Genomic DNA, 22,840 nt, shown 5'->3' with positions numbered 1-22,840 from the left:
TATCCATTACAGCACACACACCGGAATCGAAGAGGCAACGCGGAAAAACAAAACAACGTGCTGAACAGACCCCGCCGGACAGAAAACCTTGCGGTCACACGGCGCGATACCGAAAGATTTACGCCGACTAGCGCGGACGCTCCCCGTTGCACTGCCAGCAGGTATCGAAGACACCATCCAACCATTCGCCACAGGCAGGGCAGCACCAGTTCGGGCACCCTTCGGCGGGGCCATTGAGAGCCTCATCAACCAACGCCTCAGCGCGTTGACGATGCCCCACCGGCACCCAGACCTCCGGCTCGCATTCACCGGGCGGCAGTTCACCGGCGCCACCGCCGAGGGTCATGTTGCGTAGCACGGGCACCAACCCGGCGCTAGCCAACACGTTGTGCACGTGATTGACCAGCAACGCGTTGGGATGGCGAAAGACGCGAACGCGCTCCAACGTCATGCTCAGTTGCGGAAAACCCGCACACCCATGGCCTTGAGGTAAGCGGTTTCGGGAATCGCAGGGTGCACGGGATGATCCGGCCCCTGATGGCCCTGATAGATGACCTGCCCGTGACGGTCCTGATGGCGCACCGCGCCTCGCACGCACTCCATCAAACGCTCCGGCGCCAAGTGCATCGAGCATGATGCCGAGAGCAGCATGCCATCGCGCCCCAGCAGCCGAATCGCCTCACGATTGAGCCGCGAATAGGCGCGCTCACCGTTAGGGATATCCTTGCGTTTCTTGATGAACGCCGGCGGATCGAGCACGATCACATCGAACTGCTCACCTTCCGCCTTGAGGGCTGCCAATGCCTCGAAGGCCTCGCCCTCACCGACGGCCACCTGCTCGGCCAGGCCGTTAAGCGCAGCGTTCTCGGCCACACGCTCCAGCGCCTGGGCGGAACTATCCACGCACAGCACCTCGCTAGCGCCATGCGCGGCCGCCTGAACGCCCCAGCCGCCCACGTAGCTGAACACGTCCAGCACGCGCTTGCCGGCAACCAGGCCATTGAGCCATGCCCGGTTAGCGCGATGGTCGAAAAACCACCCGGTTTTCTGGCCATCGAGCACCGGCACCACGAAGCGCACGCCGTTCTCCTCGAGCAGTACCTGGTCAGGCAACTCACCATAGACCACCTCGACCTCGTCGCCGAGCTGTTCCTGGCGACGTCCGGAGGAATCGTTCTTGAAGACGATGGCGCGCGGCGCCAACACTTTCTCGAGCGCGGCGACGATCTCGTCGCGCAGCCGATCCATGCCCACGGTATTGAGTTGCACGACCAACACATCATCGAAACGATCGACGATGAGTCCCGGCAACAAGTCGCCCTCGCCATACACCAGGCGATAGAACGGCTTGGCGAACATCCGCGCACGCAGACTCAACGCCTGCTTGAGGCGGTGGACCAATAGCGAACGGTCGAGACGCACATCGACATCCCGCGACACGATACGCGCGCAGATCAGCGAATGCGGATTGACGTAGGCGATGCCCATCGGCTTGCCATTGGCAGCCTCGATGACCGCCTGGGCGCCCGGTTCGAAATCCTTCAGCGGCGTGGTCGCGATATCGATCTCGTTGGAATAGAGCCATAAATGGCCCGCCTTGAGACGACGGTCGGCGTTTTTCTTGAGGCGTAGACGTTCGGTCACGGAAAACCTCTTGGCAAAGACATCGCGCGGCGCAAAGCGCTCAGCGCTGACAGTGAGGACAAAAAACGCTGGCCCGCTGCCCCAGCGTAGCCAAGCGTAAAGGCTCGCCGCAACGCCGACAGGGCGCTTCTTGCCGCCCATAGACGTTGAGGCGCTGAGCGAAATAACCGGGCTCGCCGGTGCCGCTGACGAAGTCGCGAAGCGTCGTGCCGCCCTGCGTGATCGCCGCCGCCAGCACCTCGCGCGCCGCCTCGGCCAGGCGCTCATAGCGCTCGCGAGAGATACGTCCCGCCGCACGCCGAGGGTCGATCCCTGCCAGGAACAACGCTTCGCTGGCGTAGATATTGCCAACCCCCACCACCACGGCGTTGTCCATCAGGAACGGTTTGACGGCAATGCGTCGCTTGCGTGAAAGCCGATAGAGACGCTCGCCGTCGAAATCCGGCGACAACGGCTCGGGGCCCAGACGCGCCAGGCGCGGATCGTCGCCAAGCGAGCCCTGCAGCCAATCGACGAAGCCGAAACGACGGGGGTCGTGATAACGCAAAATCGCGCCATCTTCCACGACCAGGTCGACATGGTCGTGCTTTCTGGGCATATCGCCGAGACGCGCCAGGCGCAGGCTTCCGGACATTCCCAAATGCCATAACAAGGTACGCTCGCCGACAGGCATGAGCAGGTACTTGGCGCGCCGCCCTAGCGTACCGACTCGTTGACCGACGAGCGAATCCGCCAGGTCATCCGGCACCGGGGTGCGCAGGCGCGGTTGGCGCACAATGACCTCACGAATCTCGCGTCCCTCTATGTAGGGCGCAATACCGCGACGCGTCGTCTCGACTTCGGGGAGTTCGGGCATGCTGGTCTCCCGCCACCTTTCTTGCTGGCATAAAAAAACCCGGAGCGACCCGGGTTTTTCAGACAGGTGAACATCACCTGAGGCGAAGGAGGGCCAAGATCACTTGATCTTGGCTTCCTTGTACATCACGTGCTTGCGGACGACCGGGTCGAATTTTTTCATTTCGAGCTTGTCCGGCGTGTTCCGCTTGTTCTTGTCGGTGGTGTAGAAATGGCCGGTTCCGGCGCTGGACACCATCTTGATCTTGTCACGCATGACTCGTTACTCCCTGTTTGGACGCGCTGTTTAGACGCGATCACCACGCTTGCGGATATCGCTGAGCACTTCTTCGATGCCTTTCTTGTCGATGATGCGCATGCCCTTGGAGGAAACGCGCAGCTTGACGAAGCGCTTTTCGGCTTCCACCCAGAAACGATGGGTGTGCAAGTTCGGCAAGAAGCGACGACGTGTTCTCCGCTGGGAGTGAGAAACATTGTTACCAGTCACCGGGCGCTTGCCGGTAACCTGACATACTTGGGACATGGAAGCCTCCAACCACTGGCGAGTTGTTCAAAACCTGTCGGGCAAACCGGGAATGGCAGGCTACCGCCTTCTGCCCTGATTCAAAGGGCGTACTTTATACCAGACGTCAAGCCTTGCCGCAAGCTTGCGGAGGCTCGACGGACGGCCAGCCTAGCATCGCAGAAACGGCCTCAAAGCCATCCGCGTTCGGCGAACGATATTACCTCACCATCGCCGACGACGAAATGATCCAGCACACGGATCTCGAACAACCCCAATGCTTCCTTGAGCCGCTGGGTGATTCGACGATCGGCGTCACTCGGCTCGGCCACGCCCGAAGGGTGGTTGTGGGCAAAGATCAACGCCCCGGCATTGAGCGCCAGCGCACGGCGCGACACCTCACGCGGGTAGACAGATGCACTGTCGAGCGTGCCTTCCGAGAGCGTCTCGAAACGGATTACGCGGTGCTGCGTATCCAGAAATAATGCCGCGAACGCCTCGTGGGGCAAGTGACGCAACTGCGAGGTCAAGAACTGGCGCACCAAGGCCGGCGAGGTCAGAGCGCCGCCACGCTCCAACAAGCTCCCCAGGTGGCGCCGCGACAGCTCTAGGGAGGCTTGAAGCTGCACATACTTGGCTTCCCCCAGACCATGCTCCGCGCAAAAGCGCGCCTGATCGGCCTCCAGCAACGGCCGTAGACCTCCGAAAGCGACCAGCAGGTCACGTGCAAGGTCCACCGCCGAGCGTCCCTTCACGCCCACACGTAGAAAAATCGCCAGCAACTCGGCATCCGACAGCACCGGCGCCCCCAGAGTGAGCAACTTTTCACGCGGGCGTTCGCCTTCCGGCCAATCGCGTATTCCCATCGACAGCTTCTCTCGGTTTGCGAATGTCACGGCACACCCAGACATAATATCAGCAATATCTCATTAATTAGCAATATCGCATGCCGATCACCCCCAACCAAAGTCGCATCGCATGATTGTCTAACCTGACTACCATACTAGTCATACAAAGCATCGATTCAGGACCTTCACATGACGCCATCGCTGCTCGCGCTCTGGGACGAACAAGCCGACGGCAACGTCCGTCAACGCCTCTATGCGGTCCTACGCCAATCGATCATTCGCATGACGTTGGCGCCCGGCCAGGCACTGTCGGAAAAAGAGATAGCCGATACCTTCGCGGTCAGCCGGCAACCCGTACGCGAAGCTTTTATTCGACTCTCGGAGGCCGGCCTTATCGAGGTACGTCCCCAACGCGGTACTTACGTCGTGCACATTTCTCAAGCCGATGTCATGGAGGCACGTTTCGTCCGCGAAGCCATCGAGATCGCGGTCGCACGAGACGCCGCCGAACAGGGGCTCGCGCCAGAGGTACGCGATGAACTTCGCGAACTCATCGACCGCCAGCAACGCTGCATCGAGACGCAAGACCATGACCGCTTCTACCGTCTCGACGAAGCATTCCACCGTACCCTCGCGCTAGAGACTGGCCACGACGCCGCCTGGCGCGTGACACAGGAGGTCAAGGCACAACTCGACCGTGTGCGCTATCTGAGCGTGCCGGACGCCACGCCGATCAAGAAACTGATCGATCAGCACACCCACATTCTCGAAAGCATCATTGCGCGCGATCCCGAGGCTGCTGAAAAGGCCGTGAGGGAACACCTGCGCGAAATACTCAGCTCGCTACCGGACCTGGTCGAACGCTTTCCCGAACTCTTCACGTCCACCTCGACGGGTGGTCGTCGAACCTCGCTGCTTTCTGGAGCCAGTGCATGAAGATTCAAGACGCCTATACCATCGTCACCTGCCCTGGGCGCAACTTCGTGACGCTCAAGATCGTCACCGAGTCCGGCACCTACGGCATCGGCGATGCCACCCTGAACGGCCGCGAGATGGCGGTGACGGCCTACCTCGACGAACACGTCGTGCCGACATTGATCGGCCGCGACGCCAGCCGCATCGAAGATACCTGGCAGTATCTCTATCGCGGTGCCTACTGGCGGCGTGGCCCAGTGACCATGACCGCCATTGCCGCCGTCGACATGGCGCTATGGGACATCAAGGCCAAGGCCGCGGGCATGCCGCTTTATCAGTTACTCGGCGGCAAAAGCCGTGAGCGCGTCATGACCTACGCCCACTGCACCGGCCAGGAAATCGATGACTGCCTCGAGGAAGTCGCCCGTCATGTCGAGATGGGCTATCGCGCAGTGCGCGTCCAGTCCGGCGTGCCGGGGATCAAGACCACCTACGGCGTGGCCAAGAACCCCGGCGAGCGCTACGAGCCGGCCGACTCCTCACTGCCTGCCGAGCACGTCTGGAGTACCGAAAAGTACCTTAATCATGCGCCCAAGCTATTCGCCGCAGTACGCGAGCGCTTCGGCGACGAGCTGCACGTCCTGCACGACGTCCATCATCGCCTGACGCCGATCGAGGCAGCGCGATTGGGCAAGGCCGTTGAACCCTATCACCTGTTCTGGTTGGAAGACTGCGTGCCGGCCGAGAACCAGGAGAGCCTGCGCTTGATCCGCGAACACACCACCACGCCGCTGGCAATCGGTGAGGTTTTCAATTCGATCCACGACTGCCGAGAGATGATCCAGAACCAGTGGATCGACTATATCCGCATGCCGCTCACCCACGGCGGCGGCATCACCGCGATGCGCCGCGTCGCCGATTTGGCTGCGCTTTATCATGTACGTACCGGCTTCCATGGCCCCACCGACCTATCGCCGGTATGTCTGGGCGCGGCGATTCACTTCGACACCTGGGTACCCAATTTCGGCATTCAGGAACACATGCCCCACGACCCACTCACCGATGAGGTCTTCCCCCACGACTATCGCTTCGAGGACGGCCATTTCCTGGTGGGCGAGTCTCCGGGACACGGCGTCGATATCGACGAGGAACGCGCGGCCCAGTACCCCTACAAACGCGCCAGTCTGCCGGTCAACCGTCTGGAAGACGGCACGCTCTGGCACTGGTAATCCCGTTTATCCGTCATCCCGTTCCCCGTTGAAAAGAGTGGAGTCCGTCATGAAAGCCTTTGAGGTTCGCGCCCCTCACGATTTCAGTATCGTTGACGTCGATGCCCCGCAAGCCGCCGCTGGCGAGGTGAGCGTCGGCGTCGCCTTCGCCGGCATCTGCGGCTCGGACATGCACATCATTCACGGCGACAACGCTTTCGTACGCTTCCCGCGGATTACCGGCCACGAGTTCGCCGGCGTCGTCGAGGCAGTAGGCGAGGGCGTCGAGAACGTGTCGGTGGGTGACCGAGTATGCATCGACCCGGTCATCAACTGCGGCGAGTGCTACCCCTGCCGTATCGGTCGGCCCAACGTCTGCAGCGCCATGCAGGTGATCGGTGTGCACCGCAACGGCGGCTTCGCCAACCAGGTCAGCGTTCCCGCCGCTAACGCTCATCGGCTGCCCGAGAACATCGCTCTCGATCAGGCCGCGCTGGTCGAGCCCTACACCATCGCGGCCAACGTACTGGCGCGCATGCAGCCTCACGACGGCGATGCCCTGTTGATCCTCGGCGCCGGCGTGATCGGCCTGACGATCCTCCAGGTCGCCCGAGCGCAAGGGCTCACTGACATCACCGTTTGCGACGTCATCGACGACCGGCTGGACGTCGCCCGCTCACTGGGCGCCAGCCACACAGTGAACGGTCAGCGGGAGGACCTCGAGGCCGTGATGGCCGAGCGCACGAGCGGCGAAGGCGTGCCGCTAATCGCCGATGCCGCCTGCGTACCCGCCTTGTTTCCTCAAATGGCGCGAATCGCCTCACCAGCCGGGCGCATCGGCCTGCTGGGCTTCAACGCCACGCCCAGCGACCTGGTTCAACTCGAGGTGATCAAGAAGGAGCTGACGATCGTCGGCTCACGACTCAACAACCGCAAGTTCCCCGAAGTCATCGAGATGCTCGCCAGCGGGCGGCTCGATGCCACGGCGCTGGTCAGCCACCGGCTGCCCTTCGCCGAGATGGGTGAGGCGATCCATATGATCGACCATTACCCGGAACGCGTGTGCAAGGTACTCATCGAGCTCGATGCCTGAAGCGATTAGATCCCTCGCACTCGCCAAACATCGACTGCAAACCACTACTCAACGCTCAACAACAACAGCCCTCAATCAGAGTCAGGAGTGAACGTCATGCTCAAACAACTACTCGCCAGTGCCGTTATCGGCTCAAGCATCCTCGCCGCCCCGTTCGCCACCGCCGCGGACTACACCCTCAAGTTCGGCCACCTGGCCAACGAAGAAAACATCTGGAACAAAGCCGCCGAGCGCTTCAAACAAGTCGTCGAAGAGGAATCCGACGGCCGCATCGACGTACAGATATTTCCCAACGAGCAGTTGGGCACCGAGATGGAAGTCATCAACAGCATTCAACTCGGCACCGCTGATATGACCATCACCGGGGAAAGCTTGCAGAACTGGGCCCCCAAGGCGGCGATGATGGCCGTGCCCTACGCCTTCCGCGACTCCGAGCATCTGCGCAAGGCAGTCGAGGGCGATATCGGCAAGCAGATCGAACAACAGATCGAGGAGAAAGCCGGCCTGGTACCGATCGCCTGGTTCGAACGCGGCCCGCGTGAGCTGACCTCCAACCGGCCGATCAAGAAACCCTCCGACCTGAACGGCCTGCGTCTGCGCGTGCCCAACGTGCCACTGTTCGTCGACACCTGGCAGGCACTCGGCGCCAAACCCACGCCAATGGCCTTCAGCGAGGTGTTCACATCGCTGCAGCAGGGCACCATCGATGCCCAGGAGAACCCGCTTTCGCTGATCGAGAGCGCCAGCTTCAATGAGGTTCAGGACTACGTGAACGTGACCGATCACGTGCGTAGTTGGATCTACGTGGTGATCGGCAAGAAAAAGCTCGAGTCAATGCCGGAGGACCTGCAAGAGGTGGTTCTCGATGCGGCTCAGCAGATGCAGTCCTATGAGGCGAAGCTCTTCAGCGAGGACCAGAAACGTCTGCGCAACGCGCTCGAAGAAGCCGGCATGGAGTTCGTCGAGGTCGATCAAAAAGCTTTCGCCGACAAGGCCGAACCGGCTGTCAAAGCGTCGCTCAACGACGAACAGCAAAAGCTCTATGAGGCGATCCAGGATCTCTGATCGGGCACATTCCCCACGCCGGGGCTGGGCATGACGGCCCCGGCACTCTGCCGACTCGCCGAGGAACATTCCTGATGAGCGATTCCGATTCCATACCGAGCGATCCGCTACACGACATCGCCGAGATCCCACCCCTCGGCGGTATCTGGGGGCGGTTGGTCAGCGGGCTCGACCGCCTGTTTGCCCTACTCGCATCGCTGGCGCTGCTAGCCATCGCCGCCGTGGTGATCCTGCAAGTCGTCTCCCGAGTGGCGCTGCCTAGCTCCCCGGCCTGGACCGAGGAGCTATCGCGCTATTTATTCATTTACATGGTGTCGCTGTCGTCCGGCCTCGTCCTTCGCCGCAACCGCCACGTCAACGTCGAACTTTTCCAGCACCTGTTGGGCCGGCGCAGCCAGTTGGTCTACCGAGCACTATGTTGTTTGGTCGTGGGTGTCTTCTCCGCATGGATGATCCCCTACGCCATGCAATTCGCTCAGGTGGGTGCCTTCCAGACCTCGCCGACGCTTGAGGTCCATATGCACTATATCTTCTTCTCGACCGTCGCCCTGTTCGGCCTATCCGCCCTGTATGCGGCGATCGGCCTGATCGAGGCCAGCGTGGCCATTGCTCGCGGCGGATCGACCCATACCGGGGAGACGCCGTAATGGAAATCGCCGTTCTGTTCTGCGTATTTCTGGTCTTGCTGCTGGTGGGTATTCCCATCGCCTTTTCGCTGGGCATCGCCTCACTTTCTTACCTGCTGCTATCGGACATCTCGCTGACCATCGTCCCGCAGCGCATGTACGGGGGCATCGACACCTTCGTGCTGCTATGCATTCCCGGTTTCGTGCTGGCCGGCAACCTGATGAACGTCGGCAATATCACCGATCACATCGTGCGTTTCGCGAATGCCTTGGTGGGCCATATCCGCGGTGGCCTGGGGCTCGCTAACGTGGGCGGTTCGATGATCTTCGGCGGCATCTCGGGCACCGCCGTGGCCGATGCAGCAAGCATCGGTTCAGTGATGATCCCCGGCATGGCACGCGCCGGCTATGACAAGCCCTTCGCCGCTGCAGTGACCGCCGCCTCGTCGACAGTGGGGCCGATCATTCCCCCCAGCGTGCCGATGATCATCGCCGGCTCGCTATCCGGCGTCTCGGTCGGCCGGATGTTTCTGGCCGGCGCCATTCCGGGGTTATTGCTGGGCCTGGCGATGATGATCACCGTGTACATCCTGGCGGTGAAGCGCGGCTACCCACGCGAGAGGCGCTCGACCTTCAAGGAACTGATCAAGGAAGGGCGCAGCGCGTTCTGGGCACTGATGATGACCTTCATCATTCTCTACGGCATCATCGGCGGCTTTTTTACGCCCACCGAGGCGTCCATCGTCGCCAGCCTATACGCCTTGATAATCGGCATGTTCGTCTACAAGGGGATTACCTGGCGCAACCTGCCGCAGATCGTCGTCGATACGGTACTGACTTCGGGCTCGCTGATGCTGCTGGTGGGCTTGGCCAACCTGTTCGGCTGGATTCTCACCAGCCAACAGATCCCGCAGATGATCGCCGACCAGATACTAGGCTTTAGCGCGAATCCCATCGTGGTCATCCTGATACTCAACCTGATCCTGCTGGTGGTCGGCACCTTCATGGAAACCATCGCCGCACTGATCATTCTGTTCCCCGCGTTACTGGGAGTAGCCACCGGCGTGGGCATGGACCCCGTGCATTTCGGCCTGATGGCGGTGCTTAACCTGATGATCGGACTGACCACTCCCCCCCTCGGGGTCTGCCTTTTCGTTGTCTCGGGTATCGGCAAGCTGCCGATGCTGCGTGTCGCTCGCGCCATCGTGCCGTTTCTGATCTGCAACCTGGTGGTGCTGCTACTGGTGTCCTATGTGCCGACCCTTTCGCTGTGGCTGCCCAATCTGCTGATGGGAGACTGATCGACCATGATCCCGACATCGATACCCAGCACGCACGCGCCGGCCACGGTGGGCATCGTGCATCTCGGCCTGGGTGCCTTTCACCGCGCCCACCAAGCGGTCTATCTGGAGCGTAACCTGGCCCGCCATGATGGCGGCCCGTGGGGCATCGCCAGCGCCAACCTGCGTTCCAACCGCCAGCTCGTCGAGCTGATGCGCGAACGCGAACAGCGCTATCACGTCGCCGAATACACCGACAGCGACACCCTGACCCTACGCGAGGTCGCGGCGATCCGCGAGACGCTCTATGCCGGCCCCGGCGGCGAGGACCTCGAGGCCCTGCTGGGGCGCATGAGCGAGCCCGCCGTGCGCATCGTCACACTGACCGTGACCGAGAAGGGCTACCACCTCGACCCGGCGGACGGACGGCTGCTGCTCGACGCTGAGCCGATTCGCCACGACATCGCCAATCCCACGCAACCGCGGACCGCACCGGGCATGCTGGTCGAAGCGCTGGCTAGGCGATGCATGGCCGGCACCCCGGCGTTCACGATACTGTGCTGCGATAACATGCCCGATAACGGCCAGCGCACCCGACGCGCGGTGATCGAGCTGGCCCATCAGCGCGCCCCTTCACTCGCCGAATGGATCGCCGATGCCGTGGCCTTTCCCTCGAGCATGGTCGATCGCATCGTCCCGGCGATGAGCGAGGCCGAGTTCGAGCGCCTGCGCACACTGGGTATCGACGACCCCGCCGCAGTGGCCTGCGAGTCTTTCAGCCAATGGGTGATCGAGGACGACTTCCCGCAGGGTCGCCCCGACTGGCAGCACGACGGCGTGCAGATGGTCGCCGATGTCGCCCCCTTCGAGGCCATGAAGCTACGCATGCTCAACGGCAGCCATTCGCTGCTCGCCTATCTCGGCGCGCTGGCCGGCATCGAAACGGTGGCAGAAGCCGTCGGTCGTCCGGAGTTCGCCGCCCTGCTGCGCGGCTACATGCGCCGCGAAGCCGCACCGACGTTGGCCATGCCGGCAGATATCGACCTCGAGGCCTACGCCGATCGTCTGATCGCTCGCTTTGCCAACGATAGCCTGCATCATCGCCTGCAACAGATCGCCATGGATGGATCTCAGAAGCTCCCCCAACGCTGGCTCGCCGGAGCGCAGGTACGGCTCGAGGTCGGGGACGAGATCGCTTGCACGGCGCTCGGCGTAGCGGCCTGGATCCGCTACACCGCCGGCAGCAATCTGGCAGGCGAGAGCCACCCGGTCGACGACCCGATGGCCGACACCTTCGCTGCGTTGCACGCCAACCACGACAAGCCCGAGCCACTGATCGCCGCCTTCCTCGCCCTCGACAGCGTTTTTCCAAGCGAGCTGGCCGACGATGCCCGCTTCTCTAACGCGGTGCTCGACGCCTACTCCACGCTGACCGAAGGTGGCGTCGGGGAGGCCCTGACCATTCTCGACGCCCCGACACGATAGGAGACGACCATGGAACACACCTGGCGCTGGTTCGGGCCCGACGACCCGATCACCCTCGACGACATCCGCCAGACCGGAGCTACTGGCATCGTCACCGCTCTACACGAGATCCCCAACGGTGAGACCTGGCCTTGCGAGGCAATCGCCGAGCGCAAAGCGTTGATCGAAGCCTCGGGGCTCACTTGGTCGGTGGTCGAAAGCGTGCCGGTCCACGAGGACATCAAAAAGGGGCGCGGCGACTGCGAGACCTACATCGCCCACTACCAGCAGACATTGCGTAATCTGGCGGCCTGCGGTATCGACGTGGTCTGCTACAACTTCATGCCCGTTCTCGACTGGACACGCACCGACCTGGCCTGGCCGCTACCCGGCGGTGGCACCGCGCTGCGCTTCGAGCAAACCGCCTTCGCGGCCTTCGACCTGTACCTGCTCGAACGCCCCGGCGCCGAACGCGACTACGATACCGCCGAACGCGAGGCCGCACGCCGCTATCTCGAAACGCTCGACGAAACGGCGCGCCAGCGACTGATCGACACCATCATCGCCGGGCTACCCGGCGCCGAGGAACACTACACTCTGGCGCGCTTTCGCCAGGTGATCGCCGAGTATGCCGAGATCGACGCCGCCCGCTTGCGCGCCAATCTCGGCCATTTCCTGAGCGCCATCGTGCCGGTGGCCGAGGAGGTCGGCATTCGCCTGGCGATCCATCCCGACGACCCGCCCCGCTCGCTGTTCGGCCTGCCGCGCGTGGTCTCGACGCCCGACGACGTTCAATGGATCCTCGATGCCGTGCCCAGCCCTGCCAACGGCCTGACCTTCTGCACGGGTTCTTATGGTGTCAGCGACGCCATCGATCTCGTGGCGATGGGCGAGCGCTTCGCTTCGCGCATCTACTTCGCCCACCTGCGCGCCACGAAGCGCGAGGCCGACCCGCGAACTTTCCATGAGGCGGCTCATCTCGATGGTGATGTCGACATGGTCGGCGTGATCAAGACCCTGCTCGACGAGGAACGTCGCCGCGAGGGTGACGGCGATCCACGACTGCCGCTACGCCCCGATCATGGCCATCACCTGCTGGATGACCTATCGCGCGAAACACGCCCGGGTTATCCGTTGATCGGGCGTCTCAAGGGGCTGGCAGAATTGCGAGGAATAGAGATCGCCATCAAACAGCTATGCGCTTGAAGCGGCGTCCGCTACGCAAAGCCGGGGCACGATGGTAAGGTGGAAGGCCTGCAAAACGGTCAGGATTCCCGCCATGCCAACACTCTTCGGCAAGCGCGTGTTACTCGGCATCAGTGCCGGTATCGCCGCTTACAAAAGCGCCCAGCTCGCCCGTCTATTGAAGAAGGCGGGCTGCGAGGTGCGCGTGGTCATGACCGAAGGCGCGCAGACGTTCATTACCCCGCTGACGCTTCAGGCACTCACCGGCGAAGCGGTGCGCACGTCACTGCTCGACCCCGAGGCGGAAGCGGGCATGGGGCATATCGAACTGGCGCGCTGGGCGGACGTGATCCTCGTCGCGCCGGCTACCGCCGATCTCATGGCGCGCCTGGCGCATGGCCATGCCGACGACCTGCTCACCACGCTGTGCCTGGCCAGTGAGGCGCAATGCGTCATGGCACCGGCGATGAATCAGGCCATGTGGCGCCATCCCGCGACCCAAGCCAATGCCGCGACGTTGCGCACCCAGGGTTGGCGCCTGCTGGGCCCGGATGGAGGCGAGCAGGCATGTGGCGATGTCGGGCCCGGCCGCATGCGCGAACCGGAAGCGCTGATCACCGAGCTCGCAGAGACGCCGGCTGTGCGCGATGCCGAGGCGTTGCGAGTGACGATCACCGCCGGGCCGACCCATGAGGCGCTCGATCCGGTGCGTTACCTCTCCAATCACAGTTCCGGCAAGATGGGCTACGCCCTGGCCGCTGCCTGGGCCCGACGTGGCGCCCGCGTGCGCTTGATCAGCGGGCCGGTCGCCCTGGCGACGCCTACGGATGTCGAGCGCATCGATGTGACATCGGCAAGCGAAATGCTTGCCGCCGCCGAGCACGCCGTCACCGAGAGCGATATTTTCATCGGCTGCGCGGCGGTCGCCGACTACCGCGCCGAAACAGTGGCCGAGCACAAGCTCAAGAAGACCGACGCCAGCGAGACGCTGACGCTCACCCTGGTCAAGAACCCCGATATCGTGGCCGAGATCGCCGCACGTTCACCGCGCCCGCTGGTAGTCGGCTTTGCCGCCGAGACCCGCGACGTGGAACGCTATGCACGCGATAAGCTGACCCGCAAGGGCATGGATATGATCGTCGCCAACGATGTTTCCCAGGCGGGACTCGGCTTCGGCGCCGACGACAACGCCGCCCTGCTGCTGTGGCGTGTCGGCGATGGCACTGACAGCCAAGCACTGCCGCCACAGCCCAAGACCACCCTGGCCGATGCCATCGTCGACCGGGTATTGACGCTTTACGCCCACCGCGCCCCTACGGCGCACGACTGACGGACCCATTCTCATGTCAGATGCCTCGTTGTCTTCCGACACCATCTTGTCGGTGAAGATTCTGGACGAACGCGTACACGACTTCCCGCTGCCCGGTTACGCCACCACCGGCAGCGCCGGCATGGACCTGCGCGCCTTGCTCGATGGCCCGCTGACGCTGGCACCGGGTGACTGCGAGCTGGTGCGCACCGGCCTGGCCGTTCACATCGGCGACCCGGGACTTGCCGGTATGATCCTGCCGCGCTCCGGCCTGGGGCATAAGCATGGCATCGTGCTGGGCAATCTTGTCGGCCTGATCGACTCCGACTATCAAGGCGAACTGATGATCTCGGTCTGGAACCGCGGCAACCAGACGTTCGTTCTGGAACCGGGCGAGCGCTTGGCACAATATGTGCTTGTGCCCGTGGTACAGGCCAAGCTCGACATCGTCGAGGACTTCGCCGCCAGCGAGCGCGCCGGAGGTGGCTTCGGTCACTCCGGACGCCATTGAGTTCGGGCGGGCGACGCTGACGGTCGCCCCGACGTTCACGGCCACATGGCCATCGACTCGAAGGGATTCACCATGAGCCAACAAGCTCCCAATACATCCATCAGCGCGTCCATTTTCCGCGCCTATGACATTCGCGGCATCGTCGACGACAGCCTGACCGAGGACGGCGTCGAGTTGATCGGTCGTGCCATCGGGGCCGAAGCCGCCAACCGCGACGAAGCCACCGTGGTCGTCGCCCGCGACGGCCGCCACTCGGGTAAGCGCCTGCAAGCGGCCCTGATCCGTGGCCTACGCGACGCGGGACGCGATGTGATCGACATCGGCATGGTGCCCACGCCGGTGCTCTACTTCGCCACGCACACGCTGGAGGGCACCAGCTCCGGCGTCATGGTCACGGGCAGCCACAACCCGCCCGACTACAACGGCTTCAAGATCGTGCTAGGCGGCGAAACGCTCTCCGGCGACGCCATCACCGCGCTTTATCAGCGCATTCAGGACGACGCGCTCGGGGAAGGTGAAGGTAGCCTGCGGGAAATGGATGTGCGCGAGGCGTATCTCGAACGCATCCTCGGCGATATCAGTCTGAGCGGGAAGATCAAGGCCGTGGTCGACTGCGGCAACGGCGTGGCTGGCGAGCTCGGCCCCCAACTGATCGAGCGCCTGGGAGCGGAAACGATACCGCTGTTCGCCGAAATCGACGGCGATTTCCCCAATCATCACCCCGATCCCGGTAAGCTGGAAAACCTCGAGGACTTGATCCGCACCGTCAAGGAAACCGGCGCGGACATTGGCCTGGCCTTCGACGGCGATGGCGACCGTCTCGGCGTGGTCACGCCCAAGGGCGAGGTAATCTATCCTGACCGCCTGATGATGGCCTTCGCCGAGGACCTGCTGCAACGTAGTCCCGGTGCGCGCATCATCTTCGACGTCAAGTGCACCGGCAACCTGGCCCAGGTGGTCGAGAACGCCGGCGGCACGCCCGAGATGTGGCGCACCGGGCACTCGCTGATCAAGGCGCGCATGAAGGAAACCGACGCGGCGCTGGCCGGCGAAATGAGCGGCCATATCTTCTTCAAGGAACGCTGGTACGGTTTCGACGACGGCCTGTATGGCGCCGCGCGGCTGCTGGAAATCCTTGCCAAGCAACGCGCCACGCAGGGTCTGGACGCCGACGCCTTCTTTGAGCGCTTCCCGCAGGACCTCAGCACGCCAGAGCTCAATGCCAAGGTCAGCGACGAGAACAAGTTCGCCATCGTCGACAAGCTCGCTCGGGAAGGCGACTTCGGCGACGACGGCGTGAAGACCACCCTCGACGGCATCCGGGTCGACTATGCCGACGGCTGGGGCCTGTGCCGCGCGTCCAATACCACGCCCATGCTGGTGCTGCGCTTCGAGGGCAAGAGCGAGGAAGCCCTGGCACGCATTCAAGGCCAATTCCGCGACGCCCTCAAGCAGGTCGCCCCCGAGGCCGATTTCCCCTTCTGATGCTCGGCGGCCGGTGCCTGAGCACCGGCCGCTTCCAAGGAGACAACCTTCATGAATGAACACGCACGCGACCCGCGTCTAGTGGTCGAGATCCTGTCGGAGGCGCTGCCTTACATCCAGCGCTTCTCCGGCAAGACAGTGGTAGTAAAGTACGGCGGCAACGCCATGACCGAAGACACCCTGATCGACTCCTTCGCCCGTGACATGGTGCTGATGAAGGAAGTCGGCATCAATCCGGTGGTAGTGCATGGCGGCGGCCCGCAGATCGGCGATCTTCTCAAGCGTCTGAACATCGAGTCGCGCTTCGTCGGCGGCATGCGTGTCACCGATGCCGAGACCATGGACGTAGTCGAGATGGTGCTCGGTGGGCTGGTCAACAAGAGCATCGTCAACCTGATCAATCGCAGCGGTGGCAAGGCCATCGGCTTGACCGGCAAGGACGGCGCGCAGATTACAGCACGCCAGTTGCGCGTCGAGCATCAAAGCCCAGAGATGACCGCGCCGGAAATCATCGACATCGGCCATGTCGGCGAGGTCGAGCACATCGCCACTGACCTCATCGAGATGCTCACCGCCCGCGATTTCATTCCCGTGATCGCGCCGATCGGCGTCGATGCGGAAGGGCATAGCTACAATATCAACGCCGACCTGGTCGCCGGTAAGGTCGCCGAAGCGCTGAGTGCCGAAAAGCTAATGCTGCTGACCAACGTCGCCGGGCTGATGAATGCCGAGGGCGAGGTCATGACCGGCCTTTCCACCGCCCAGGTGGACGCCATGATTGGCGATGGCACCATCCATGGCGGCATGCTGCCCAAGATTCGCTGCGCGTTGGATGCCGTCAAAGGCGGCGTGGCCAGTTCGCATATCATCGACGGCCGCGTACCGCATGCCACGCTACTGGAGATCTTCACCAACGCCGGTGTCGGCACACTGATCACTGACATCGAAAGCGAAGGCAGCAAAGACTGACACTCTCCTCGCACCCAGGACGGTGCGCCGCGATGCGCGACGATTTGTCGGCGTCCCGGCAGCCCATTAGGATGGGCTAACACGATTCCAATAGAAGAATATCGATGACGCAGGAAACACCTAAGCAAACTCGCCGGGAGCAGATCCTCCAGGCGCTGGCGCTGATGTTGCAGGAGGACAGCGGCAAGCGGATCACCACCGCCGCGCTGGCCCGCCAGGTCGGCGTCAGCGAAGCCGCCCTCTACCGGCATTTCCCCAGCAAGGCGCGGATGTTCGAAGGGCTGATCGAATTCATAGAGGAGACGCTGTTCGAGCGCATCCGCCGCATTCTCGATGAGGAGCCGCAGGCACAGGCGCGCTGCCATCATATTCTGACGCTGCTGCTGGGCTTCGCCGAAAAGAACCCCGGCCTGTGCCGGCTGCTCGGTGGCGATGCATTGACCGGCGAAACCGCACGCTTGCGCGTGCGCATGACGCAGCTCTTCGACCGCCTGGAAACCCAGCTCAAGCAGATACTGCGCGAAGCCGAGATTCACGAAGGGTTGCGCACCACGCTAAAAGTCTCGGCCGCTGCCAATCTGTTGCTGGCCGCCGCCGATGGACGCATCACGCAATATGTGCGCAGCGACTTCCGGCGCCTTCCCACAGAGCACTGGGAAGATCAGTGGCAGATGCTCTCCGCCCGCCTGCTGGTCGCTACGCCACACCCTGCCCACGTGTAGACGCTACAGACGACAATGCCCGGCACATGGCCGGGCATTGTTGCTTCCGCGTACTGTTCGTCTCGCGTCCATCGTTTCCGATTAGCGCTTGAACTCAGGCGGCGAAGGTATCACCAAGCTGCTGCTTGATCTTCTTCATGGCGTTCTTCTCGAGCTGACGAATACGCTCGGCGGAGACGCCATAAACGTCAGCCAGCTCATGCAGCGTGGACTTGGACTCGGAAAGCCAGCGGCGCTTCAGGATATCCTGCGAACGCTCATCGAGCTCACCCAGCGCCGACTGCAAGCGATGCGAAGAGTCCTCTTCCCAGTCCGCCGCTTCGAGCTGCGCGGCAGGATCGTAACGCTCGTCGTCGAGGTAATGGACCGGCGCCTGATAGCCTTGATCTTCGTCTTCAGAGGGCGAGGCATCGTAGCCAGCATCGAACGACGAGAGACGACCTTCCATCTCGCGCACGACCTGCGGCTTGACGTCGAGATCCTTGGCAATGGCATCGACTTCATCGTTATTGAGCCACGCCAAACGCTTCTTGGCACCCCGCAGATTGAAGAACAATTTACGTTGGGCCTTGGTAGTAGCGATCTTCACGATGCGCCAGTTGCGCAGCACGTATTCGTGAATCTCGGCCTTGATCCAGTGCACGGCGAACGATACCAGGCGCACGCCCTGATTCGGGTCGAAACGCTTGACGGCCTTCATCAAGCCGACGTTGCCTTCCTGTATCAAATCGGCCTGCGGCAGACCGTAGCCGGAATAACTGCGTGCGATGTGCACCACGAAACGCAGGTGCGACATGACCAAGCGCCGCGCCGCTTCAAGATCCCCCTGTTCGTACAGGCGGAAGCCCAGTTCTCTCTCCTCGTCGGAGGACAGCACAGCAATGCGATTGACGGCCTGAATGTAGCCATTCAGGTCATGACCGGGAGAAAGATGACCCACGGGCTGAAGACTGTTGCTCATGCAGATGTCTCCATCGGTTGTTCACCTTGCGTGCGTGGCGTATCCAGCATCCACGGCTGCACGGCGAAGGAATCATGTGCCTGATAGCACGCATGACCCATTAGAAGGCTAACTTGAACGAAAGTTCAATACATGCCATCAGGCTTGTCAAGCCTAGCGGGGTTTAATGTCGGCAAGATGACGGCCGACGGCTAACCAAGCACCCAGCCAGCCAAGCAGTGTACTACAAAAACACAGCAAAACCGATCCCCCGAAGCCTAATCGCGGCAACGTGAAGTGTGCCCCGTAACTCTCGGCCAAGGCGGTGACCGGCGCTGACAACCAATGCCCCCCCAGGACCAGTAGTACGATTGCCAGCACGCCTCCCCCCAGGCCGTACCAGGCACCGCTATACAGGAACGGGCGGCGCACGAACGCATGGGTGGCTCCGATCAACGTTACCACTTCGATCTCCTGACGACGGCTCTCTACCGCCAGGCGAATGGTATTGCCGACCACCAGCAGCACGCCCAAGCCGAACAGCCCCGCCAACGCCAGCGCCAAACGCTGTCCCAATTCAGCCAGCCGCCGCAGGCGCTCCAGCCAAGCAAGATCGACACGCGCCTCGTCGACGCCCTCAACCGCTTCGAGGTTACTCGCTAGCACACGCACCGAATCGGGATCGGTATCGGCCGGGGTAACCACCACCGCTGCGGGTAGCGGATTGTCTTCCAACGAGGCCAGGGCATCCTCGAGTCCCACGCCTTGCTGGAATTCGGCCAGACCTTCGGCGGCCGTCACCAGCCGTGCTCCCGCCACAGGGGCCTGATCGCGCAGTCGCGCAGCGACATCCATCGCCTCACGCTCATCGAGGCGCGTATCGAGATAGACGGTCACGGTCGCGCTTTCATCGAGTTCGGCATCCAGCAATCGCGCGCTATCCAGTGCCAGCCACAGCCCACTGGGCAGCACCAGCGCGATGGCGATCGCCAACATCGTCAACAGGCTGCTCAGCGGGCGTTTGGCGAGCCGCTGAGCACTATCGAGCCACATCGCGCGATGATGACGCAGCCAGGCTCGCGTGCGACTTTCCAGACCCACCTGAGAGGCTCGGGCGCCACGCCGCGCGGGGCGCTGGCTTTCAGAAGACGTCGTGCGTCGGGTCATGCCGCCTCCTCGTCGCCGACTAGCCGACCTTCGCGCAGGCGCAGGACCCGATGCCGCAGGCGCGTGATCAGGGCCAGATCGTGACTGGCCACCATCACCGTGGTGCCGATGCGGTTGAAGTCCTCGAACAATCGCATGATATCCGCGGAGAGCTGCGGGTCGAGATTGCCGGTGGGCTCGTCGGCGAGCAGTAACGACGGCTTGTTGACCACCGCTCGCGCGATGCCGATGCGTTGGCGCTCACCGCTCGAAAGTTCGATGGGCAGTGCCGTTTCCCGGTACAGTAGACCGACCTTATCCAATGCCGCCCGCACACGACGCGCCGCCTCGCGGGGTTCCACGCCCTGAATCTCCAACGGCAACGCCACATTGGCGAAGACGCTGCGATCGAACAACAGCTGGTGGTCCTGGAAGACCACCCCGATCTGGCGGCGGTAATAAGGGATTTGGCTGAGATGAAAGCGGTCGAGGTCATGACCGGCCACCAGTACGCGCCCCCGCGACGGCTTTTCCAGACGCATGATCAAGCGCAGCAACGAGCTCTTGCCGGCCCCCGAGTGCCCGGTGAGGAACAACATTTCGCCCCGCCCCACCCGGAAGTTGATATCGGCGAGGGCTTCGGAGCGCCCGCCGTAACGTTTACCGACATGCTCGAAGACGATCATACCGCTACGCGTCTCCGCCCGTGTCGCGCTCGAACAGCGCTGAGACGAAGTCCTCGGCGGCGAACGGGCGCAAGTCGTCGAGGGTCTCGCCCACACCGATGAAACGAATCGGCGTGCCCAATTGCTTGGCCAGGGCGAAAATGATGCCGCCCTTGGCGGTGCCGTCGAGCTTGGTCAAGGTGATGCCGGTCACCGGCACCGCTTCGTTGAAGGTCGAGGCCTGGGACAACGCGTTCTGTCCGGTGCCCGCATCCAGCACCAGCATTACCTCGTGGGGCGCCTGTTCGTCGAGCTTGGCCATCACGCGACGCACCTTCTTGAGCTCCTCCATCAGATGGCTCTTGTTATGCAGGCGCCCGGCGGTATCGGCGATCAGCACGTCGACACCGCGCGCCTTGGCGGCGGAGAGCGCATCGTAGATGACCGAAGCGCTATCGGCGCCGGTGTGCTGCGCCACTACCGGCACCTGGTTGCGCTCGCCCCATACCTTGAGCTGCTCTACCGCCGCCGCGCGAAAGGTATCACCCGCCGCCAGCATCACACTGCGTCCCTCGTTCTGGAAACGCTGTGTCAGCTTGCCGATGGTAGTGGTCTTGCCAACGCCATTGACGCCGACCATGAGAATCACGAACGGCCCTTCGCCCTTGGGCGGCAACGCCAGCGGCTGGGCAACCGGATCGAGCAGTTCCTGGAGCTCTTCCTGCAAAGCCGAGTAAAGCGCCTGCGGATCCTTCAATTCCTTGCGCGAGACGCGCTCGGTCAGGCGATCGATGATCTCGGTAGTCGCCTCGATCCCCACATCCGCCATCAGCAGTTGGGTCTCGAGATCCTCCATCAATTCATCGTCGATCTGCTTCTTGCCTAGAAACAGACCCGCCAGCCCTTCGGTGAAATTGGCGCGCGTCTTGCCGAGCCCCGACTTGATGCGTGCGAACCAGCTCTTCTTCTTGGGGCGCTCACGGGGTTGCGCCACGCTGGCCGGCTCATCGGCCTGGGCCGATGCGTCATCGGGCGGTGTCGGTTGCGACGCTGTTTCGGCCGCGCCGGTGCGCACCGCATCTTCATCGTCAGGCTCAGGCTCAGGCTCAGGCTCAGGCTCAGGCTCGGGCTCGGGCTCGGGCTCGGGCTCGGGCTCGGCAATCGTCTTCGGCTCGACAGCCGCCTGAGAAGATGCCGGCGACGCCTCGGCACTAGGGGCGACGTCCTCGGCGAGCGCCTCGGCATTGGGATCGAGCGGCCGGGCATCGCCCATGGCACCATCGCGGGGCGTTACCTCGGGGTCGTCCAAGGCTTCGCGTGCGGCCTGGGTTTCATACGGCTCGGGGACAATCTCGGCCGCCTCGCCCGAGTCGGGATCGACCGTTCCAACGGCGCGACGCGCCTCATCGTCGGTCGATTCCTCGTGACCGGTGCCGCCCTCTTCCTTGTCGAGCGCCGCCGCATCCTCTTGCGACTCATCGACGTACTGGGCAGGAGACTCTTGCTTCTTCTTACGCTTTAAAAAACCGAACATGGGCGTGATCTACGTCTACGCGGACGACGCGCGCCACGCTCCCCGCGACACGGCGGGAATGACGCCCGGCGTCCTGAAGTGTCTGAATCGCCACATCCTATCACTGTGCGGCGGGTGGCGGTACAATCCGCCCATCATGAATCGACGTCGTTCCTCCTCCTCCAAGCGCCCTGCCCATGGCACACGCCGCGCATCGCCGTCACGCGCAAACGGACGCTTGCGTCTCATCGGCGGCGACTACCGTCGTCGCCAGCTGCCCGTGCTCGAGCGGCCCGGCCTGCGCCCCACGCCGGACCGCATCCGCGAGACGCTGTTCAACTGGCTGGCCTTCGAGCTCGCCGGCGCACACGTTCTGGACTTGTACGCCGGTACCGGCGCGCTAGGGCTAGAGGCACTCTCGCGCGGCGCCGCTCAGGCCCTTTTCGTGGAGACCGAAAGCGATGTCGCCGCCAGCCTGAGCACCAATATCGACACGCTGGGCGCCAACGGCCATGTGCAGCGCCAACCCGCCATGGCATTTCTCGCCGGCCCCGTCACGCCCTTCGATATCGTGTTCCTCGATCCGCCCTTTCGTCAGGGCCACGCCGTCGATGCCTGCCAAGCGCTAGAGGAGCACGGTTGGCTCAGTGAGGAGGCATTGATCTATCTGGAAATAGAGCACGAGAGCGTGCCTCAGGTGCCCGCTAACTGGCAACTGCATCGCGAGGTGAGCGCCGGCGATGGCATCGGGCGTCTTTATCGCCGCCACCGCGCTACCTGACGCCCTGTCGGGGCCTGGAGACGCTTGTCGCGCGCGCCGCGCGCGCGTACGCTAGCCGCCAACGGCTCGGCAAGATTCGCCCGTGCCACTCGCATCGCCCCATCCAACGTGTAG

General features: G+C 63.0%; 24 protein-coding genes. 14 read left to right on the top strand and 10 right to left on the bottom strand.

What is annotated here, in order from left to right:
• Positions 1-127: 127 nt before the first annotated feature.
• The 6 genes from KZO83_RS06765 to radC all read right to left on the bottom strand — a co-directional run bounded on the left by KZO83_RS06765 (position 128) and on the right by radC (position 3,867).
• Entirely contained in the window at positions 128-451 is a 324-nt protein-coding gene (locus tag KZO83_RS06765; RefSeq protein ID WP_247620231.1) for a putative signal transducing protein, read from the bottom strand.
• A 2-nt stretch (positions 452-453) separates the two neighbouring features.
• Complete coding sequence (locus KZO83_RS06760) at positions 454-1,644, bottom strand: class I SAM-dependent rRNA methyltransferase (RefSeq protein ID WP_247620230.1); 1,191 nt, start codon at positions 1,642-1,644, stop codon at positions 454-456.
• 40 nt (positions 1,645-1,684) lie between these two features.
• Positions 1,685-2,500: a bifunctional DNA-formamidopyrimidine glycosylase/DNA-(apurinic or apyrimidinic site) lyase gene (gene mutM, locus KZO83_RS06755; RefSeq protein WP_247620229.1), complete on the bottom strand. Its 816-nt coding sequence runs from the start codon at positions 2,498-2,500 to the stop codon at positions 1,685-1,687.
• A 99-nt stretch (positions 2,501-2,599) separates the two neighbouring features.
• Complete coding sequence (gene rpmG / locus KZO83_RS06750) at positions 2,600-2,755, bottom strand: 50S ribosomal protein L33 (RefSeq protein ID WP_011508261.1); 156 nt, start codon at positions 2,753-2,755, stop codon at positions 2,600-2,602.
• A 30-nt stretch (positions 2,756-2,785) separates the two neighbouring features.
• Positions 2,786-3,022: a 50S ribosomal protein L28 gene (gene rpmB / locus KZO83_RS06745; protein WP_040243069.1), complete on the bottom strand. Its 237-nt coding sequence runs from the start codon at positions 3,020-3,022 to the stop codon at positions 2,786-2,788.
• A gap of 170 nt (positions 3,023-3,192) precedes the next feature.
• On the bottom strand, positions 3,193-3,867 hold the full coding sequence (gene radC / locus KZO83_RS06740) for a RadC family protein (RefSeq protein WP_040243070.1): 675 nt from the start codon (positions 3,865-3,867) through the stop codon (positions 3,193-3,195).
• A 171-nt stretch (positions 3,868-4,038) separates the two neighbouring features.
• Here radC and KZO83_RS06735 point away from each other — a divergent pair, with 171 nt between their 5' ends.
• The 13 genes from KZO83_RS06735 (at position 4,039) to slmA (ending at position 17,681) form a co-directional block, all read left to right on the top strand.
• Complete coding sequence (locus KZO83_RS06735) at positions 4,039-4,785, top strand: GntR family transcriptional regulator (RefSeq protein ID WP_247620228.1); 747 nt, start codon at positions 4,039-4,041, stop codon at positions 4,783-4,785.
• Positions 4,782-5,993, top strand: a complete 1,212-nt coding sequence (gene manD / locus KZO83_RS06730; RefSeq protein ID WP_247620227.1) for a D-mannonate dehydratase ManD — start codon at positions 4,782-4,784, stop codon at positions 5,991-5,993. The genes KZO83_RS06735 and manD overlap by 4 nt, the downstream gene beginning before the upstream one ends.
• A 49-nt stretch (positions 5,994-6,042) precedes the next feature.
• On the top strand, positions 6,043-7,065 hold the full coding sequence (locus tag KZO83_RS06725; RefSeq protein ID WP_247620226.1) for a Zn-dependent oxidoreductase: 1,023 nt from the start codon (positions 6,043-6,045) through the stop codon (positions 7,063-7,065).
• Positions 7,066-7,161: 96 nt separating this feature from the next.
• Positions 7,162-8,130 carry a TRAP transporter substrate-binding protein gene (locus KZO83_RS06720; RefSeq protein ID WP_247620225.1) on the top strand — a complete coding sequence of 323 codons (969 nt, stop codon included), beginning with the start codon at positions 7,162-7,164 and terminating at the stop codon, positions 8,128-8,130.
• 74 nt (positions 8,131-8,204) lie between these two features.
• Positions 8,205-8,777: a TRAP transporter small permease gene (locus tag KZO83_RS06715; protein ID WP_178999162.1), complete on the top strand. Its 573-nt coding sequence runs from the start codon at positions 8,205-8,207 to the stop codon at positions 8,775-8,777.
• Positions 8,777-10,057: a TRAP transporter large permease gene (locus KZO83_RS06710; RefSeq protein ID WP_247620224.1), complete on the top strand. Its 1,281-nt coding sequence runs from the start codon at positions 8,777-8,779 to the stop codon at positions 10,055-10,057. Before KZO83_RS06715 ends, KZO83_RS06710 begins: the two co-directional genes overlap by 1 nt.
• Before the next feature lie 6 nt (positions 10,058-10,063).
• Positions 10,064-11,521 carry a mannitol dehydrogenase family protein gene (locus KZO83_RS06705; protein ID WP_247620223.1) on the top strand — a complete coding sequence of 486 codons (1,458 nt, stop codon included), beginning with the start codon at positions 10,064-10,066 and terminating at the stop codon, positions 11,519-11,521.
• Between the two features lie 9 nt (positions 11,522-11,530).
• Positions 11,531-12,706, top strand: coding sequence for a mannonate dehydratase (gene uxuA, locus KZO83_RS06700; protein WP_246941278.1), 1,176 nt, complete (start codon positions 11,531-11,533; stop codon positions 12,704-12,706).
• Positions 12,707-12,779: 73 nt separating this feature from the next.
• A complete protein-coding gene (coaBC, locus tag KZO83_RS06695) occupies positions 12,780-14,015 on the top strand; it encodes a bifunctional phosphopantothenoylcysteine decarboxylase/phosphopantothenate--cysteine ligase CoaBC (protein ID WP_247620222.1) in 1,236 nt (411 codons plus the stop codon).
• A 13-nt stretch (positions 14,016-14,028) separates the two neighbouring features.
• Positions 14,029-14,505 (top strand): dUTP diphosphatase, encoded by a 477-nt coding sequence (gene dut / locus KZO83_RS06690; protein ID WP_247620221.1) that lies wholly within the window; start codon positions 14,029-14,031, stop codon positions 14,503-14,505.
• A 72-nt stretch (positions 14,506-14,577) separates the two neighbouring features.
• Positions 14,578-15,990, top strand: a complete 1,413-nt coding sequence (locus tag KZO83_RS06685; protein WP_247620220.1) for a phosphomannomutase/phosphoglucomutase — start codon at positions 14,578-14,580, stop codon at positions 15,988-15,990.
• Positions 15,991-16,041: 51 nt separating this feature from the next.
• Positions 16,042-16,959 carry an acetylglutamate kinase gene (argB, locus tag KZO83_RS06680; protein ID WP_247620219.1) on the top strand — a complete coding sequence of 306 codons (918 nt, stop codon included), beginning with the start codon at positions 16,042-16,044 and terminating at the stop codon, positions 16,957-16,959.
• Positions 16,960-17,063: 104 nt separating this feature from the next.
• Positions 17,064-17,681 (top strand): nucleoid occlusion factor SlmA, encoded by a 618-nt coding sequence (gene slmA / locus KZO83_RS06675; RefSeq protein WP_178999155.1) that lies wholly within the window; start codon positions 17,064-17,066, stop codon positions 17,679-17,681.
• A 94-nt stretch (positions 17,682-17,775) separates the two neighbouring features.
• Here the strand turns inward: slmA and rpoH are convergent, their stop codons facing one another.
• The 4 genes from rpoH to ftsY all read right to left on the bottom strand — a co-directional run bounded on the left by rpoH (position 17,776) and on the right by ftsY (position 21,966).
• Positions 17,776-18,642 carry an RNA polymerase sigma factor RpoH gene (gene rpoH / locus KZO83_RS06670; RefSeq protein WP_178999154.1) on the bottom strand — a complete coding sequence of 289 codons (867 nt, stop codon included), beginning with the start codon at positions 18,640-18,642 and terminating at the stop codon, positions 17,776-17,778.
• 153 nt (positions 18,643-18,795) lie between these two features.
• Positions 18,796-19,788: a permease-like cell division protein FtsX gene (gene ftsX / locus KZO83_RS06665; RefSeq protein ID WP_247620218.1), complete on the bottom strand. Its 993-nt coding sequence runs from the start codon at positions 19,786-19,788 to the stop codon at positions 18,796-18,798.
• Positions 19,785-20,453 (bottom strand): cell division ATP-binding protein FtsE, encoded by a 669-nt coding sequence (gene ftsE / locus KZO83_RS06660; RefSeq protein ID WP_178999152.1) that lies wholly within the window; start codon positions 20,451-20,453, stop codon positions 19,785-19,787. The genes ftsX and ftsE overlap by 4 nt, the downstream gene beginning before the upstream one ends.
• Positions 20,454-20,457: 4 nt before the next feature.
• A complete protein-coding gene (ftsY, locus tag KZO83_RS06655) occupies positions 20,458-21,966 on the bottom strand; it encodes a signal recognition particle-docking protein FtsY (protein WP_247620217.1) in 1,509 nt (502 codons plus the stop codon).
• A 136-nt stretch (positions 21,967-22,102) separates the two neighbouring features.
• Between ftsY and rsmD the strand changes: the two genes are divergently transcribed.
• Positions 22,103-22,726 (top strand): 16S rRNA (guanine(966)-N(2))-methyltransferase RsmD, encoded by a 624-nt coding sequence (rsmD, locus tag KZO83_RS06650; protein WP_247620669.1) that lies wholly within the window; start codon positions 22,103-22,105, stop codon positions 22,724-22,726.
• The last annotated feature ends 114 nt before the right edge of the window (positions 22,727-22,840 follow it).

Source organism: Chromohalobacter moromii (assembly GCF_023091865.1).
Lineage (GTDB): Bacteria > Pseudomonadota > Gammaproteobacteria > Pseudomonadales > Halomonadaceae > Chromohalobacter > Chromohalobacter moromii.
This window is presented reverse-complemented; position numbering and strand designations above follow the sequence as displayed.